The sequence below is a fragment of the Flavobacterium johnsoniae genome (assembly GCF_030388325.1).
Taxonomy (GTDB): domain Bacteria; phylum Bacteroidota; class Bacteroidia; order Flavobacteriales; family Flavobacteriaceae; genus Flavobacterium; species Flavobacterium johnsoniae_C.
Map to the genome: position 1 here is coordinate 98,284 of NZ_CP103794.1, position 16,816 is coordinate 115,099.

Annotated in this window: 16 protein-coding genes; 8 read left to right on the plus strand and 8 right to left on the minus strand. The window is 32.4% G+C overall.

The window, feature by feature from the left end; all coding sequences use genetic code 11:
• Positions 1-69: 69 nt before the first annotated feature.
• The gene (gene rpmH / locus NYQ10_RS00505) at positions 70-231 is read right to left on the minus strand and encodes a 50S ribosomal protein L34 (protein ID WP_008464848.1); all 162 of its coding nucleotides are present in this window, start codon (positions 229-231) and stop codon (positions 70-72) included.
• Between the two features lie 168 nt (positions 232-399).
• Here rpmH and NYQ10_RS00510 point away from each other — a divergent pair, with 168 nt between their 5' ends.
• Positions 400-915 (plus strand): DUF2892 domain-containing protein, encoded by a 516-nt coding sequence (locus NYQ10_RS00510; RefSeq protein ID WP_289878439.1) that lies wholly within the window; start codon positions 400-402, stop codon positions 913-915.
• A gap of 258 nt (positions 916-1,173) precedes the next feature.
• Here NYQ10_RS00510 and NYQ10_RS00515 read toward each other — a convergent pair whose 3' ends face one another.
• Positions 1,174-1,833, minus strand: coding sequence for an alpha/beta hydrolase (locus NYQ10_RS00515; RefSeq protein WP_289878440.1), 660 nt, complete (start codon positions 1,831-1,833; stop codon positions 1,174-1,176).
• 291 nt (positions 1,834-2,124) lie between these two features.
• On the opposite strand from NYQ10_RS00515, the gene NYQ10_RS00520 reads away from it, so the two are divergent.
• Positions 2,125-2,427 carry a GNAT family N-acetyltransferase gene (locus tag NYQ10_RS00520; RefSeq protein WP_276172331.1) on the plus strand — a complete coding sequence of 101 codons (303 nt, stop codon included), beginning with the start codon at positions 2,125-2,127 and terminating at the stop codon, positions 2,425-2,427.
• Here NYQ10_RS00520 and NYQ10_RS00525 read toward each other — a convergent pair.
• The 3 genes from NYQ10_RS00525 to abc-f form a co-directional block, all read right to left on the minus strand.
• Entirely contained in the window at positions 2,424-3,854 is a 1,431-nt protein-coding gene (locus NYQ10_RS00525; RefSeq protein ID WP_289878441.1) for an anion permease, read from the minus strand. The genes NYQ10_RS00520 and NYQ10_RS00525 overlap by 4 nt on opposite strands.
• Before the next feature lie 21 nt (positions 3,855-3,875).
• Positions 3,876-5,027, minus strand: a complete 1,152-nt coding sequence (locus tag NYQ10_RS00530; protein ID WP_289878442.1) for a porin — start codon at positions 5,025-5,027, stop codon at positions 3,876-3,878.
• A 231-nt stretch (positions 5,028-5,258) separates the two neighbouring features.
• Positions 5,259-6,893, minus strand: a complete 1,635-nt coding sequence (abc-f, locus tag NYQ10_RS00535; protein WP_289878443.1) for a ribosomal protection-like ABC-F family protein — start codon at positions 6,891-6,893, stop codon at positions 5,259-5,261.
• 245 nt (positions 6,894-7,138) lie between these two features.
• On the opposite strand from abc-f, the gene NYQ10_RS00540 reads away from it, so the two are divergent.
• A complete protein-coding gene (locus NYQ10_RS00540; RefSeq protein WP_289878444.1) occupies positions 7,139-7,582 on the plus strand; it encodes a PepSY-like domain-containing protein in 444 nt (147 codons plus the stop codon).
• Between the two features lie 166 nt (positions 7,583-7,748).
• Here NYQ10_RS00540 and NYQ10_RS00545 read toward each other — a convergent pair whose 3' ends face one another.
• Positions 7,749-8,924: a GlmU family protein gene (locus NYQ10_RS00545; RefSeq protein ID WP_289878445.1), complete on the minus strand. Its 1,176-nt coding sequence runs from the start codon at positions 8,922-8,924 to the stop codon at positions 7,749-7,751.
• Between the two features lie 307 nt (positions 8,925-9,231).
• Positions 9,232-9,486 (minus strand): type B 50S ribosomal protein L31, encoded by a 255-nt coding sequence (locus tag NYQ10_RS00550; RefSeq protein WP_007804523.1) that lies wholly within the window; start codon positions 9,484-9,486, stop codon positions 9,232-9,234.
• Positions 9,487-9,736: 250 nt separating this feature from the next.
• On the opposite strand from NYQ10_RS00550, the gene NYQ10_RS00555 reads away from it, so the two are divergent.
• The 5 genes from NYQ10_RS00555 to NYQ10_RS00575 all read left to right on the plus strand — a co-directional run bounded on the left by NYQ10_RS00555 (position 9,737) and on the right by NYQ10_RS00575 (position 15,899).
• Entirely contained in the window at positions 9,737-10,267 is a 531-nt protein-coding gene (locus NYQ10_RS00555) for a DUF4199 domain-containing protein (RefSeq protein WP_289878446.1), read from the plus strand.
• A gap of 9 nt (positions 10,268-10,276) precedes the next feature.
• Positions 10,277-11,233: a glycosyltransferase family 2 protein gene (locus NYQ10_RS00560; RefSeq protein WP_057117759.1), complete on the plus strand. Its 957-nt coding sequence runs from the start codon at positions 10,277-10,279 to the stop codon at positions 11,231-11,233.
• Between the two features lie 87 nt (positions 11,234-11,320).
• On the plus strand, positions 11,321-13,048 hold the full coding sequence (locus NYQ10_RS00565; protein WP_289878447.1) for a phospho-sugar mutase: 1,728 nt from the start codon (positions 11,321-11,323) through the stop codon (positions 13,046-13,048).
• A 193-nt stretch (positions 13,049-13,241) separates the two neighbouring features.
• Positions 13,242-15,071, plus strand: a complete 1,830-nt coding sequence (locus NYQ10_RS00570) for an ABC transporter ATP-binding protein (RefSeq protein ID WP_289878448.1) — start codon at positions 13,242-13,244, stop codon at positions 15,069-15,071.
• Positions 15,072-15,197: 126 nt separating this feature from the next.
• Positions 15,198-15,899, plus strand: a complete 702-nt coding sequence (locus NYQ10_RS00575) for a DUF2971 domain-containing protein (protein ID WP_276172320.1) — start codon at positions 15,198-15,200, stop codon at positions 15,897-15,899.
• Between the two features lie 179 nt (positions 15,900-16,078).
• Here NYQ10_RS00575 and NYQ10_RS00580 read toward each other — a convergent pair whose 3' ends face one another.
• Positions 16,079-16,798, minus strand: a complete 720-nt coding sequence (locus NYQ10_RS00580) for a hypothetical protein (protein WP_289878449.1) — start codon at positions 16,796-16,798, stop codon at positions 16,079-16,081.
• Between the last annotated feature and the right edge of the window lie 18 nt (positions 16,799-16,816).

Consider the following 16,816-nt stretch of genomic DNA (forward strand, 5'->3'; position numbering starts at 1 on the left):
TTTTACCGACAAGGTATAAAAAAAGGCGATACTAAAAAAGTAATCGCCTTATGTATGTTTATACAAACATTATTTTTTGTGTCTAGGCTCGCTAGAAACAGTTAATTTATGTCTTCCTTTTGCTCTTCTACGCGCTAGAACTTTTCTTCCATTCGCAGAAGCCATTCTGTCCATAAATCCGTGCTTATTTCTTCTTTTTCTTTTCGATGGTTGAAATGTTCTTTTGCTCATTGCTTTGTATCTTTAAAAATGGTATCTAATTAACTCTTTATTGGTTTTGGATATCGTTATTCAAAAACCGAGTGCAAATATACAAAGACTTTTTTTTCTGGCAAGTACTTTTATAAAAATATTTTTAATTCCTTTTACTATCTTTGCAATCACAAATTTACATTAATTATGTTTCACAAAAATATTAAACTTATTTTAGCCGGACTTCTAGTAGTGGCGGGCATTTGGCAATTTACAGAAAGTAATATCGGAAACGGAATTTTCCTTATTTTATTGACTGCAATTCCAATTTTTCTTTATTTTAAAAATGAATGCATCCTTTTGGCTTTCCTTAAATTAAGAAAACAAGACTTTGCAGGAGCCAGTAAATGGTTATCATATATTAAAAATCCAGAAGGTGCTTTAGTTAGAAAACAACAAGGATACTTAAATTACTTACAAGGTATTATGCTTTCTCAAACAAATATCAATCAAGCTGAGAAACATTTCAAAAAAGCGATCGAACTTGGACTATCAATGGATATGGATTTGGCTGTAGCTAAATTAAACCTTGCTGGTGTTGCAATGTCACGCAGAAGAAAACTAGAAGCGACGAATTTATTAAACGAAGCTAAAAAGTTAGATAAACAAGGTATGCTGAAAGAGCAAATCACAATGATGAAAGAACAAATGAAGAAAATCTAAACTTTCTTTAAATATTAAAATATTAAAATCCCAAATTCTAAAAAGAGTTTGGGATTTTTTTATTTTAGATTGTTGAGTTTAGATTTTGCTCATTTTATGTCTTCCTGAGCGAAGTCGAAGGACACATAGTAAAGACACACTGAATGGATTTAGCATGCGATCCTTCGACTTCGCTCAGGAGGACAAAACTTTGTGGTTACTTTTTGTAAATCTTTGTCAAAGTTCGAACCTTTGATTTTGGAGTTTCTAAATTGGAATTTAATCTTCTAAAATAATAGAAGGCAAATTCTCATTCAGCCATTTGTATTTGTTGAGAATCATAATATGAGTTCCTCCTTTTACCAAAATGCATTTATCAATATATTTAATCGGAAAAACATCATCTTTATCTCCGTGAATGTGTACAACATTTTCGTCGATTTTATCTCTTTCCCAAAGAATTACACTTTCTACAGCCCATTGCAAATATCCTAAATCACGAACAGACAAAAACTTTTCATATAATTTGATTCTTTTGTTGACCTTTTCTCCAAAAGAAAATTTAGCCAATTTCTCTACATTCAAAATCAATTGCATCGGAATGAGTTTATAGGCCTTTGTTCTCTTCCCTATTTTCATTCTTCTCGGGAATTCCAAATTACTTCGAACACTCGATATAATAATGACTTTTCGTGTTTTTATATGTTTGGAAATTTCCTGCACCAGAATTCCTCCAAAAGAAACGCCTATTAAAACTGGATTTTCATCTTTTATTTTTTCACTAATTCGAATTGCGTAATCAGATAAGGATTCTTTTTGTTTTGGAATTTCCCATTCTAAAAGATGTGTTTCAAAAATAGTTTCATCCAATTTTATTCTTTCAAAAATAGATGAACTTGCTGCCAGACCCGGCATAAAATAAACTGGAATTTTACTCATAACATTTAAATGAAATTACCATTGCGATATTTATTTAAAAAAAAATAAAGTTACTTTTTTTAATCTCATGATAATCAAATTTCAGACCGAATTGTACTACCAAACCAAAAAAATCAAATTAGAAATAATTGTTTAAAACACACATCTTAAAAAAAATAATTCGATATTGAAAATCAAATGATTACCTTTGTATTTCGGAATTTTTCTGTTTTAAAATGTTATAAAGAATTTTCTCTCAGAATATTTCGTTTCCCAAATTCACCATTTACCAATAATCTTAAGAAACAAATTATGGAAGCTTCTGCAACTATGGAAATCAAAGACAACACTTTTGCGCGCCAATTTGAAACTGTGATTCCTGAAGGAATGCTGGCAGTTGAATATTCATTTCAAGAAAAGAAAATCTTTTTGACAAAAATCAATAAACCCGAATCATACGAAAATGAAGAAATAATAAATACTTTACTTAAAAATGTTCTGGATTTAAGTGCAGAGAAAAACTATAGAGTTGTTCCAATTCATCCAAAAATTGTTTCGTTTTTCAAAAAAAATCCTAGATACAAAGAACTTCTTCCTCCGGGAATTAGAATTTAAAAATCTCCAATAACACGGAGCCACAATCCTCCTATTACCATATAAATAAAGAGCATAACCAATCCTGTTATAAGTCCTTTTACCCACCAGCTCTTTAAATCTACGTAACCGCTCCCAAAAAATACAGGTGCCGGACCGTGACCATAATGCGTTAAAGTTCCGTACAAAGAACCTATAAATCCTAGCATAAAAGCCAACAATAAACCTGGAATTCCGAGTGAAACTCCAACACCAAGAAGTGCTGCGTACATTGCAGCTACGTGCGCAGTTGCACTCGCAAAAAGGTAGTGACTAAAGAAATAAACCAAAACTATTATCGGAAAAGCCATTTGCCAGCTTAATCCGCCAATTTTTGCTTTTACCAAATCACTAAACCACGCAATAAAACCCAATTCGTTGAGCGAACTTGCCATCATCACTAAAACTGAAAACCAAACTATTGTGTCCCAAGCTCCTTTTTCAGCTTTTACATCATCCCAAGTTAAAACTGAAGTTAAAAGCAAAATCACTAATCCGATGAATGCTGTTGTGGTTGCATCAATAGAAAATAAATCGCCAGTCATCCAAAGAAAAAGCAAAATGAAGAATGTCAAAAGCATCATCCATTCGTTTCTCGTTATTGCTCCCATTTCTTTTAATTTTTGGGCTGCAATCTGCGGAGCATCTCCAGTTTTCTTTAATTCTGGCGGATAAATTTTATACAACACAAACGGAATTACAAAAAATGCACATAATCCTGGCACAATTGCCGCTGCCGCCCAAGACATCCAAGTGATTTTAATGCCTAAATTCAAAGCAAATTTTTGACACATCGGATTACTTGCTGTTCCGGTTAAAAACATTGAAGATGCAATCAAATTCATATTATAACTATTTAGAGTTAAATACGAACCTAATTTTCTATGTGTTTCGGGCTGATCTGGCATCGAACCAAAACTCATCGACATGGATTTCATAATCGGGTAAATAATCCCTCCTCCTCTTGCTGTATTACTCGGAACAGCTGGCGCTAGAACTAAATCTGCCAATCCTAACCCATAAGCTAACCCTAAAGAGCTTTTTCCGAATATTCTAATAAATAAAAATGCGATTCTGTTTCCTAAACCCGTCTTTATAAAACCTCTGGCGATAAAAAAAGAAATTCCTATAAGCCAGATTACTTTATCTCCAAATCCTTTTAACGCCAATGTTATTGATTTACCTGGATCTCCTGGCGCTAAAACTTGCGTAAAAGCCGTTAAAGCAATTGCAATCATACACATGGTTCCCATCGGAGCTGCCTTTAAAATAATTCCAAGAATTGTTGCAACAAAAATGGCAAACAAGTGCCAAGCTTCTGCAACAACACCATTTGGAGCTGGAATAAGCCAAATTGCAATTCCAACAGCAAGCGTAATCAAGGTTTGAGGAATCTGTACTTCTTTCATAATAAATGGTTTTATATTAAATTAAAGTCGGAGCTGTAATTGAATTAAAAATAATTCGTCATTGTAGGTTGACGAATCAGGCACATTTCTATCAAATCGATCAATTTCAAATCCCATCTCGATTCGACCTGTGTAAGCTTTACCAAATTCTAAACTGATCATTGGCGTATAAGTCTGCCTTACATTTGAATTTACTTTATAACTTGGATCGAAGGTTTCATAACGACATGACAATTCAAACGCCGTTAATTTTTTATAATTCACCATATATCTTAGATTAGGCAAAAAATAAATTCCTCGCATTTGATAATTAGAAACATCTCCAACTCTGTTTGCAGCAGGAAGAGAAAAATACAAATTATGATTTGTTCCTTGTTTATATTCGATTTGAAGATCAAAACTCATTCGGTCTGTCAACTTAAAATCACTTGTTATATCGGCTCCAACCGCAAATACGTCTTCTTTAAAAACTTTTCCAAAACCACCGTTTAAACCTAGATTTATTTTATGCACTTTAGACAATTCGAAAACCCAGCGTGTTGAATATTGCTTACCGTTATCTTTGTCCATTTCTACATTTTTTCCATTTCCATTTAAAACAGAAATCGCATAATTGACTGGAATTTTTCCAATATCGAAAGCTCCGGTTGCAGAAGCTCCGATCTGGAAACTAGTCCAGCCATTTTTTCCGAATTCATAATATTGATTCGAGAAATCGAAAGATTTAATGATATCTACAGGAACAAGTTCTTCTATACCGAAAGCTGGACGAAACTGACCTCCTGTTAAAGCAATGTATTTACTAAAAGTATATTTTCCGTAGGCATTTTCGAGAACTTTACCTTTGGTATCCGATTTAAAATCGGCTAAGTTGACTAAGATTACAACTTCTGTGGCTTCGCTCAATTTTGTATTCAATCCAACGCGCATTCTTTTAATATCGAAAGACTGTTGAGTAACATCTCCAGTTGAATGATGCACTCCCAATACATCAACATTATCGCCAAAGCTTTCTAGATATCTCGCTTGCAGCAGACCTTTTATTTGATATTGAGGATATTTAACTTCAGCTTCTTCCGTTTTTTCTCCTGCATTTACGTCGCCTTGAGCATGGAGAAAAACTGGAGTTAAAAGAAAGAAAAAAACAATCGGAATTAGTAGAATTTTACTCATAGACTTCAAATAGATAAAAGGTTATTTTTATATAACTGAATTCAAAATCGGTATTCCACTTTTTGAAAACCAAAAAGCAACTACTTATAGTCAATGCGAAATGGGATTACTAAAATAACAAAAAAATGCTTGAACTGTAAAAAAAATTGCATTAAAATTCTGTTATCAAAATACAGAAAACAAAAAAGGCACAAGAATTAACTTGTGCCTTTTCAAATATTTATGCAAAAATTATTTTTCGATTTCTCTCATCGAATCCATTTTCTTATGAGCAAGGAAACCTGCAACATCTTCAAAATGTTCTTTTACTCTTTTGTTTCCAAATTCAAAAACTTTAGTTGCTAATCCGTCAAGGAAATCACGGTCGTGAGAAACCAAGATTAAAGTTCCGTCAAAATCACGTAAAGCATCTTTGATAATGTCCTTAGTTTTCATATCTAAGTGGTTCGAAGGCTCATCCAGAATCAACAAGTTAACTGGTTCTAACAATAATTTGATCATTGCCAAACGAGTTTTTTCTCCTCCAGAAAGCACTTTTACTTTTTTAGTAATATCGTCTCCTTGAAACATGAAAGCTCCTAAAATATTTTTTATCTGCGTTCTAATATCTCCAACCGCAATACCGTCAATAGTTTCAAAAATAGTTGCATTTTCATCTAATAACGCTGCTTGATTTTGAGCGAAATATCCAATTTGTGCATTATGTCCGATTTCAACACTTCCAGAATCAACGCCGATTTCTTTCATAATTGCTTTAATCATCGTTGATTTACCTTCACCATTTTTTCCAACAAATGCTACTTTCTGACCGCGTTCGATTACAATATTCGCATCTTTAAAAACTACATGATCACCATACGATTTAGACATTTCTTTTACAACAACAGGATATTGCCCAGAACGTGCCGCTGGTGGGAATTTTAAACGCAATGCAGATGTATCTACTTCATCAACTTGAACAATTTCTAATTTTTCAAGCATTTTTACACGAGATTGAACTGCATCTGTTTTTGAAAAAGTTCCTTTAAAACGCTCAATAAAAGCACGGTTTTCAGCAATCATTTTTTGCTGTTCATCGTAAGCTTTCTGTTGGTGAATACGACGATCTTTTCTCAATTCTAAATAATGAGTGTATTTTGCTTTATAATCATAGATTCTACCCATTGTAACTTCAATAGTACGGTTTGTAATATTATCTACAAACGCTCTATCGTGAGAAATAACCACAACTGCCTTGGCTTGATTCAACAAGAAATCTTCTAACCATTGAATACTTTCAATATCCATGTGGTTTGTTGGCTCATCCAGCAAAATTAAATCTGGTTTTCTCAATAAAATCTTAGCCAATTCGATACGCATTCTCCAACCTCCAGAAAATTCTGAAGTCTGACGCGTAAAATCTTCACGTTCAAAACCTAAACCAACTAATATTTTTTCAACTTCAGCTTCGTAATTTATTTCTTCGATAGCATAAAATTTTTCGCTTAAGTCTGAAACTCTTTCGATTAATTTCATGTATTCGTCACTTTCGTAATCCGTACGAACAGTTAATTGCTCATTGATTTCGTCAATTTCAGCTTTCATTTTAAAAACTTCACTAAAAGCTTTAGATGCTTCTTCCATAACAGTTGCGCCATCTTCAGTAAGCAAATGTTGTGGCAAATAAGCAATTACAGCTTCTTTTGGAGCAGAAATACTTCCAGTTGAAGGTTTATTTACACCAGCAATTATTTTTAAAAGTGTAGATTTTCCTGCACCATTTTTACCCATAAGGGCAATTTTATCATTTTCATTAATAGCAAAAGAAACATCGCTAAAAAGTGTAGTTCCACCAAACTGAACCGAAATATCGTTAACTGTAATCATTTGTTTTTGTGAATTTTGTTTTATCGGTTAATCGTTAAGCTGACTACCCATTTTTTTTGTGGTGCAAAGATAGATTTAATTAGATAATGTGCCAATTTGAAAATTAGATAATTTTGAGAATCTGTTAATTTGAAAATGTGACGATTAGATAATTATTCAAACCCGCAGAAAATGAAACCTGACTGATTATATTCTATTTCCAAATTTTAATATTAACTTGTACAATAATTCAAAAATCAGCAAATATGAAAGCGAACTTAAATCTAACCTTTTATTTAATTGCAGGATTACTATTTGGACTTTCTGCAAATGCACAAAAAACTGTAATTAAAAAAGAAGCGCTTCCAGCAAACGCACAAACATTCTTAAAAACTCATTTTGGATCGAAAAAACCGAGTTATATATTAGAAGAAAAAGAATTTCTTTCTACAGAATACAACGTTCAATTTGACAAACAGCTTGAAATTGAATTTGACAAGAAAGGAAACTGGAAAGAAGTCGATGGCAAAAATTCCAGAATTCCAAAATCTATTATTCCTAAAAAAATTGCTTCTTACATCAAAATAAATTTCCCTAAAGAAAAAGTTACCAAAATAGAAATTGAAAGTTCAGGTTACGAGACAAAACTTAGTAACGGTTTAGAATTGAAATTCAACTTAAAAGAAGATTTTATTAAGATTGACAAATAATATTAGCCACAGATTAAAGGATTAAAAAGATTTTTTTTCAAGGCTTAAAAATAACAATCCGTGAAAATCCTTTTAATCTTTGGCAAAAAAAAATAAACCCAACAGGTTTTAAAAACCTGTCGAGTTTGCAATAATTATCTAATTTTCAAATTGACTAATTATCTAATTAATCTTTTCTCCATTTTTTAGTTTCTTCAAAAATGTGCTCCATAATAGCTTGTTCAGTTGCATCGAATTCAATATTTCTTCGACTCATAACTAATCTAGCCGTTTCAAAAGCTTTTTTGGTTACATAAGTTGTAAATCCTGCAGCACCGCCCCAAGAGAAACTCGGAACAAAGTTTCTAGGAAATCCAGAACCGAAAATATTAGCACTTACGCCAACAACGGTTCCTGTATTAAACATCGTATTGATTCCGCATTTACTATGATCTCCCATCATTAAACCACAAAACTGAAGTCCAGTTTTTGCAAAACCTTCTGTTTCATAGCTCCATAATTTAACTTCTTCGTAATTGTTTTTTAGGTTCGAATTATTAGAATCTGCTCCAATATTACACCATTCACCTAAAACAGAATCACCTAAAAATCCTTCATGCCCTTTATTTGAATTAGCAAAAAGAACTGAATTTTTTACTTCGCCGCCAATTCGAGATCCAGGACCGACAGTTGTTGCCCCATAAACCTTAGCAGACATTTTTACCATTGCATTTTCACATAAAGCAAAAGGCCCGCGAATTACAGTTCCTTCCATTATTTCAGTATTCTTACCTATATATATAGGACCGTTTGATGCATTTAGAGTTACAAACTCTAATTTTGCACCTTCTTCGATAAAAATATTTTCTGGCGCAATTACATTTACACTTTTAGGAATTGGTTGCGATTTTCTGTCTTCGGTTAAATAAGCAAAATCCTGACGGATTGCCGCATCATTTTTAGAGAAAATATCCCAAGTATGCTCAATCGTAATACAATTGTCGTTGTAATGAATAATTTCGTAAGAATCAAAATCGACTTCTTCCTGATTTTCGCTTGCAAAAAATGCAATTACATCTTCACCTTTAAAAATGGCTTGATTTTCTGTCAGATTAGAAACCATCTCTGCAAGAGTATCATTTGGCAAATACGCTGCATTGATCATCACATTTTCTTCCATTTCAACCATCGGAAATTTTTCAGACAAATATTCCTCGGTGATAGTAGTAATTGTAGATCCTAAACGTCTTTCCCATTTTTGACGAATAGTCATAATTCCAACCAAAATATCAGCCACAGGCCTTGTAAAAGTAAATGGTAATAAAGCATTCCGAACGGGACCGTCGAAAAGAATGTAGTTCATAAATATTTGAGTGTTTATTAAAAATTGATTTGGTTACCTAGCCCCAAAGTTACAAATATTTATGCGTTACATTAAAATATGTTTTTTCTTATAACCATAAATTAACGCATTTTTCTCTTCGAAGAAGAAAACATAGCCATCGATTTCAAGCGCTGGAACACCATACACCGCTTATCAAACATACGTTCCACGTGATTGAAAACACGGACTATATTTAAAATCAGGCTCTTTTCTTTTTTTACAATAAAATTAATGCATAAAAAAAGCCTCCCGAAGTGGAAGGCTTTTGTATAATTTAAAACAGCTATTATTTTTTAGCGTGTTTAGCGTATTTAGTTTTGAATTTATCAATACGTCCTGCAGTATCGATAAGTTTAGATTTACCAGTATAAAAAGGGTGAGATGTTCTAGAAATCTCCATTTTTACAACTGGATACTCAACTCCGTCAACTTCAATTGTTTCTTTTGTATCTGCAGTAGATTTAGTGATAAAAACGTCATCATTAGACATGTCTTTAAATGCAACTAATCTGTAATTTTCTGGGTGAACTCCTTTTTTCATCTTTTCTTTTTATTTATTGTTTAAAGCACTTTCATTTTGAAGCTTTTTCATGGTTAGAAAAAGGTATAAACAAACAATGCTCTTTTTTGTTTAAAATTTTAATTATTTTTGAGTGTGCAAATTTACAATTCTTTTTTAATAAACAAACAGTTAGCCTATTTTTTTTTAGTTTATTTCGAAAAGCTTTTTTTATATCCGTATATAGTGGGAATTACTATATTTGTGGATTAATTTTAAAACATATAAAAATATGATTAATGAAGTTATAAAAAAGAATGGAGTTACGTATGGCATAATGATCGGAGTTGCATCAGCTTTGGTGACCGCTACAATCTATGCAATTGATTTAAACCTGTTTACAGCTTGGTGGATGGGAATTATAGGAATCGTAATAAGCCTTACAATTAGTATTATTTTACTTTCTAAAACCAAGAGAGAATTAAATGGCGTTTTTACTTTCAAAGATGCTTTTACTACCTATTTTATAGCTGCAGTAATTGGTATTTTAATTTCTACAACTTTTAACATAGTATTATTTAATGTTATTGATCCGGGAGCAAAAGACACCCTAAACGAAATTATGATCAAATACACAATAAGTATGATGCAGAAATTTGGTACGCCAGCTTCGGCAATTAACGAAGCTATTGCTAAAATGAAAGAAAGCAGCCCATACTCTACTTTTGAATTATTAAAAGGATCTGTTTTCGCTATCGTTATCAGTGCTATTTTCGGATTAATTTTCGCAGCATTTTTCAAAAGCAAATCTACACAAGAATAAAAAACATAAATGAATTTATCTATACTTATACCGCTTCTAAACGAGGAGGAATCACTTAAAGAACTCTACACATGGATTATTAAAGTGATGCAATCTAACAATTACTCTTATGAAATCATTTTTGTAGATGATGGCAGTACAGATAATTCTTGGCAGATTATTGAAGGTTTTTCTAACGAAAATCCGAATGTAAAAGGCATTCGTTTTATGAAAAACTTTGGGAAATCTCAAGCTTTACACGCTGGTTTTGCAAAAGCAAAAGGCGATGTAATTATTACGATGGATGCCGATTTGCAAGACAGTCCAGATGAAATTCCGGAATTATACGAAATGATTACAGCTCAGAAATACGATTTGGTTTCTGGATGGAAAAAAAAGCGTTATGATTCTGTCGTAGCAAAAAATCTTCCTTCAAAATTATTTAATTGGGCAGCTAGAAAAACTTCTGGCGTAGAATTAAACGATTTTAACTGCGGATTAAAAGCGTATAAAAATGTTGTAGTTAAAAACATCGAAGTTTCTGGCGAAATGCACCGATATATCCCTGTCTTGGCTAAAAATGCTGGATTCGGAAAGATTGGCGAAAAAGTAGTTATTCACCAAGCTAGAAAATACGGCGAAACTAAATTTGGAATGGAACGTTTTATAAACGGATTTCTAGATTTAATTACTATCTGGTTTTTATCAAGATTCGGAAAAAGACCTATGCACTTATTTGGAGCAATGGGTTCTATCATGTTTATTATCGGATTTTTGTCTGCTGGGTATATTGGAGTTTCAAAATTATACCATATGTATAATGGAATGAAATATACTTTGGTTACAAATAATCCGTGGTTTTATATCGCTTTAACAACAATGATTTTAGGAACTCAGCTTTTCTTAGCTGGATTTTTAGGCGAGATTATTTTAAGAACCAAAAACAATGAAGAAAGATACAAAGTAGCACGCGAAGTGAATTTTTGATACAAATCAGGAAAAAAAAATCTTTTTGCGTCAAATTAACCTTTGAAGAAAAACTATCTTTATTTTAAAATATAAAAGAACATTTACATGAACATTGCACCTAATATTTTAAACGCAGTAAACGAATGGCTGACACCGACGTTTGATCAAGAAACGCAGGCAGCAGTAAAAGAATTAATGACCACTTCACCGAAAGAACTTGAAGAAAGTTTTTACAAAAACCTAGAGTTTGGTACTGGCGGTATGCGTGGCGTTATGGGCGTTGGAAACAATAGAATCAACAAATACACACTTGGAAAAAATACTCAAGGATTATCAGATTACCTGCATAGAGTTTTTCCAAACGAACCTTTAAAAGTAGTTATTGCTTACGATTGCCGTCATAACAGCAACACTTTGGCAAAAACTGTTGCTGATGTTTTCTCTGCAAATGGAATTCAGGTTTATTTGTTTTCAGACTTAAGACCAACTCCAGAATTATCTTTTGCTCTTAAATATTTAAAATGCCAATGCGGAATTGTTTTAACAGCATCTCACAATCCGCCAGAATATAACGGATACAAAGTTTACTGGCAAGATGGAGGCCAAATTGTTCCTCCTCAAGACAAAGAAATTGTCAATGTAATCGAAAGTTTAAGCTACGACAAAATCAAATTCAATGCTAACGAAAGTTTAATTCAATATATTGATACTGAAATTGACAAAGAATTTGTAAAATCTTCAATCGAAAACGCAAGTTTTAATACTCCTGCCGAGGCTAAAGACAATCTTCAAATTGTTTTTACTTCATTGCACGGAACTTCTATAAAATCAGTTCCAGACGTATTAGCGCAAGCTGGCTACAAAAATGTTCATATTGTACCTGAACAAGCTGTTCCAGACGGAAATTTCCCAACTGTAAAATCTCCAAATCCAGAAGAACCAGAAGCTTTAACAATGGCTTTGGCTTTGGCAGACAAAACAGATTCTGACATCGTAGTAGGTACAGATCCTGATTGCGACCGTTTAGGAGTTGCTGTTCGTAACAACGACGGCAAAATGATTTTGCTAAACGGAAACCAAACTATGGTTTTAATGACTTCTTTCTTATTGAAACAATGGAAAAAAGCAGGTAAAATTAACGGAAAACAATTTGTAGGTTCAACAATTGTTTCTACTCCAATGATGATGGAATTAGCATCAAATTATGGTGTTGAATGCAAAGTTGGATTGACTGGTTTTAAATGGATTGCAAAAATGATCGTAGATTTCCCTGAACTTGAATTTATCGGTGGCGGTGAAGAAAGTTTCGGATTTATGGTTGGTGATGCCGTTAGAGATAAAGATGCCGTTGCCGCTACTCTATTAATATGCGAAGTTGCTGCACAGGCAAAAGCTGCCGGAAGCTCAGTTTACAAAGAACTTTTGCAACTTTATGTTGAAAATGGCTTCTATAAAGAATTCTTAGTTTCTTTAACTAAAAAAGGTATGGAAGGTTTAGAAGAAATCAATCAGATGATGATTAATTTACGTGAAAATCCTTTGAAAGAAATTAATGGACAAAGAGTTATTATGGTTGAAGATTATCAATCATCTAAAGCTTTGAACTTATTGACAAATGAAGAAACGTCAATGGATATTCCAAAATCTAACGTTTTGATTTATTACACTGAAGACGGATCTAAAATCTGTGCAAGACCTAGCGGAACTGAACCAAAAATTAAATTCTATATCAGCGTAAATGCTGCAATAGAATCTGTTTCAGAGTTTGACGAAGCAGAAAAATTCTTAGATGATAAAATCAAGAATATTATTGCGGATATGCAATTGAATTAAATCTTCAACATATTATAATAAACTCTGATTTACATTCTAGAAATGCAAGTCAGAGTTTTTTTTATAAAAAAAAGCAAAAAGAAATTGAAAAGTCCTCAATTGGATTAATTTTGTGCATTGAAAATTGCTTTATCAAATAGTTAAATATTAGAAAAGCCATCAAAACAAAAAGAAAACAACATCAAAAAAATAAATGAGTAATTTTAAAAAAATAGTTCCTTTTATATATCCATATAAAAAATACGCATTCTTAAACATTTTCTTTAATGTTCTGTATGCACTTTTTAGCACACTTTCTTTTGTATCATTAATTCCAATGATTCAAGTTTTATTTGATCAAACCAAAAGAAATACTATAAAACCTGTATACACTGGAATAAGCGAAATCCAAACATACGCACAAAATTCTTTGAGCTATTTCATTACAACTACAACCGACACATACGGATCTGGACATACTCTAGGTATAATGGTCGCTGGTATTATCAGCATCTTTTTATTAAAAAACTTATGCGATTATCTTGCAATGTTTTTTATCAATTTCTTGCGAAATGGAATTTTGAGAGACATGCGAAATGCGATGTACAAGAAAACACTTGAACTTCCTTTGGCATTTTATTCTGAAAAAAGAAAAGGCGACGTTATTTCAAGAATATCTGGAGACATTAATGAAGTTCAAACTTCTTTTCTAGCTATTCTGGAACTTATCGTAAAAGAGCCATTGACTATAATTTTTACGGTTTGCGCAATGCTTTACATCAGTGTTAAACTGACTATTTTCGTTTTTATTTTTATTCCTATTTCAGGTTATTTAATTTCTTTAATTGGAAAACAATTAAAAAAACAATCTACTAAAGCGCAACAAGAACAAGGAACTTTTTTATCTACAATTGAAGAAACAATTGGCGGATTAAAAGTGGTTAAAGGATATAATTCTGAAAACTATTTCAATAGTGTTTTTCAAAACTCTACAGAACGATTCTTCAAATTATCTAATAATATCGGAAACAGACAGAATCTTGCATCTCCAGCAAGCGAATTTATGGGGATTTTGGTTATTACTGTTTTATTGTGGTTTGGAGGACAAATGGTTTTAATTGATAAATCATTGGATCCAGCATCTTTCATCGGATATATGTCTTTAGCCTATAATATCTTAACTCCAGCAAAAGCAATTTCTAAAGCTTCTTACGGAGTAAAAAGAGGTAACGCTGCGGCAGAACGTGTTTTAGAAGTTCTAGAACAAGAAAACACAATTACAGATAAAGAAAATGCAATTGAAAAAACTTCTTTTGACAGCGAAATCAATATTCAAAATATCACCTTTAAATATGAAGAAACTAGTGTTCTAAAAGACTTTTCTCTTCAAATTAAAAAAGGACAAACAGTCGCTTTGGTTGGTCAATCTGGAAGCGGAAAAAGTACAATTGCAAATTTATTAACTCGTTTTTACGATGTAAACGAAGGAATAATTTCTATTGATGGAATTAACATCAAAGACTTGACTCTGCACTCGCTTAGAGATTTAATGGCGTTGGTTACACAGGATATTATTTTATTCAACGATACCATTAAAGCAAACGTTGCATTAGGAAAACTTGACGCAACCGATGACGAAATTATCGAAGCCCTTAAAATTGCCAATGCTTACGAGTTTGTAAAAGATCTGCCAAAAGGAATCTACACCAATATCGGAGACAGCGGAAGCAAAATTTCTGGCGGACAAAAGCAACGTTTATCAATTGCTCGTGCAGTATTGAAAAACCCGCCGATTATGATTTTAGACGAAGCAACTTCGGCATTGGACACAGAAAGTGAAAAATTTGTTCAGGTTGCCCTTGAAAACATGATGCAAAATAGAACTTCAATTGTAATTGCTCACCGACTTTCGACTATCCAAAAAGCAGATTTGATTGTGGTAATGCAAAAAGGAAAAATTGTTGAGCAAGGAACTCACGAAGAGTTAATTGTTAAAAACGGAACTTACAATAAATTGGTAACGATGCAGTCTTTAGAATCGTAAAAACATATCCAAACTAAATCTATACACAGATTAAGGAAATATTAAAACTCAGTTTAATTTCTTTAATCTGTGTTTATTTTTATAACTTTAGGTTCGTTAAAGAATAAATCATTTAATTACCTCAAAATGTATCTTAACAACCCCAACATTACACTGCCCGAAGATCCCAACACAATAGTTTGGAAATACCTTGACTTATCTAAATTTCTGGATTTGTTGCTTTCTAAGAAACTATTCATGTCGCGTTCTGATAAATTTGAAGATCAATACGAAGGCACTTTTAGCGAACCGACTTATGAAGAGATTAAAAAGTTAGCAATTGATAATCCAGACTTTTTAAGACACTATAAAACACAACGCGAACAAGTCGCTATAAGCAGCTGGCATATTAACGAATATGAATCGTTTGCCATGTGGCAGATATTTACTCAAAATAGCGAAGGACTAGCCATTCAGTCTACAATTGGAAGATTGCAGAAAGCTTTAAAACCTGAAAATAATTTTGACCAATATATTGGCGAAGTAAATTACATCGATTACAGAAAAGAATACATTCCGTTTGATGATTTGTTTTTTCCATTTCTATTCAAAAGGAAAAGCTTTCAATATGAGCGTGAAGTGCGCATTCTTACCGACACCTCTAAAAGTGATATTAAACTAAATGACGGACTAAAAATCAATGTAGACATCAATCAATTAATTGAAAAAATATACATTCACCCAAAATCTGAAAACTGGTATAAAAAACTGGTAATAGAATTAGTTGAACGCTTAGATTTTGGTTTCGAAATTGAAAAATCAGATTTAGAAAGTGATATTTTGATTTAGAAGGCGCTAAGAGGCTAAGGTTCTGAGGTGCTAAGGTTTTCCAATCTTTGGTATAAAATTAAAAGCCTGCTAAAAATTATATTTTAGCAGGCTTTTAATTTTATAATATTTTTAAATATTTTAATCTGTGGCTAAAAAAAGAGAACTTAGCGCCTCAGAATCTTAGCCCCTTAGTACCTTTAAATAGGCTTATAAGCTTTCACTTCCCATTTTTTAGAAGCTAAGTCAATATAATTGTAGTGAAGCACGTCGTTTTTATCAAACTGACCATTTTGATTCGTGTCTTCGATTGTTCTAAAATACAAACGGTTTTTAGATTCAATCAAACTCCAATCTACCAATTCTTCTAAATCGGCAGAAACTTTAGTAAAGTTTTCTCCGCTGATATCACTTAGATATAAAGTTTTAATATCGCTCGTGTCAATTTTTCCGTCTTTATTAGTATCAGAATCCGTCAGAGTATAAACCATAACTTTATTCTGTGTTTTATCTGCAACGGGTTTTAAATAAGTTGCCGTTAAAATCAAAATTGGCTTATCTGATAAAGGACGAATAGAATCTGAATCGACAGCTTGAAACTTTAGATTCTGCAAATAGCCTGTTATTTCGTATTCACCCAAATTAGAAATTGTAAAACTTACATCGTTTACACTAGATGATCCGTAACGTGCTTTCGTACCTCTTTCGTAAACTCGCAAATCTCCAACTGGATGAATTAAATAATTTGTTCCTTCCATTTGAATTGGCAAATCTGCGATTTCGATTTGCGATGAATCTGCTTTCGTAATACTTACTTTATTCGAAACATCATAACTTACTTTTGGCTTTTTAACTTCTTCTCGGCAGCTAATTACAGTTCCGACAACAACTAGGGCGATATATTTAAAATACTTTTTCATCTACACGGATTATATACG

Coding starts and splice junctions, on each gene's coding strand:
- rpmH (WP_008464848.1), bottom strand. CDS start 231: ATGAGCAAAAGAACATTTCAACCATCGAAAAGAAAAAGAAGAAATAAG.
- NYQ10_RS00510 (WP_289878439.1), top strand. CDS start 400: ATGTTTCACAAAAATATTAAACTTATTTTAGCCGGACTTCTAGTAGTG.
- NYQ10_RS00515 (WP_289878440.1), bottom strand. CDS start 1,833: ATGAGTAAAATTCCAGTTTATTTTATGCCGGGTCTGGCAGCAAGTTCA.
- NYQ10_RS00520 (WP_276172331.1), top strand. CDS start 2,125: ATGGAAGCTTCTGCAACTATGGAAATCAAAGACAACACTTTTGCGCGC.
- NYQ10_RS00525 (WP_289878441.1), bottom strand. CDS start 3,854: ATGAAAGAAGTACAGATTCCTCAAACCTTGATTACGCTTGCTGTTGGA.
- NYQ10_RS00530 (WP_289878442.1), bottom strand. CDS start 5,027: ATGAGTAAAATTCTACTAATTCCGATTGTTTTTTTCTTTCTTTTAACT.
- abc-f (WP_289878443.1), bottom strand. CDS start 6,893: ATGATTACAGTTAACGATATTTCGGTTCAGTTTGGTGGAACTACACTT.
- NYQ10_RS00540 (WP_289878444.1), top strand. CDS start 7,139: ATGAAAGCGAACTTAAATCTAACCTTTTATTTAATTGCAGGATTACTA.
- NYQ10_RS00545 (WP_289878445.1), bottom strand. CDS start 8,924: ATGAACTACATTCTTTTCGACGGTCCCGTTCGGAATGCTTTATTACCA.
- NYQ10_RS00550 (WP_007804523.1), bottom strand. CDS start 9,486: ATGAAAAAAGGAGTTCACCCAGAAAATTACAGATTAGTTGCATTTAAA.
- NYQ10_RS00555 (WP_289878446.1), top strand. CDS start 9,737: ATGATTAATGAAGTTATAAAAAAGAATGGAGTTACGTATGGCATAATG.
- NYQ10_RS00560 (WP_057117759.1), top strand. CDS start 10,277: ATGAATTTATCTATACTTATACCGCTTCTAAACGAGGAGGAATCACTT.
- NYQ10_RS00565 (WP_289878447.1), top strand. CDS start 11,321: ATGAACATTGCACCTAATATTTTAAACGCAGTAAACGAATGGCTGACA.
- NYQ10_RS00570 (WP_289878448.1), top strand. CDS start 13,242: ATGAGTAATTTTAAAAAAATAGTTCCTTTTATATATCCATATAAAAAA.
- NYQ10_RS00575 (WP_276172320.1), top strand. CDS start 15,198: ATGTATCTTAACAACCCCAACATTACACTGCCCGAAGATCCCAACACA.
- NYQ10_RS00580 (WP_289878449.1), bottom strand. CDS start 16,798: ATGAAAAAGTATTTTAAATATATCGCCCTAGTTGTTGTCGGAACTGTA.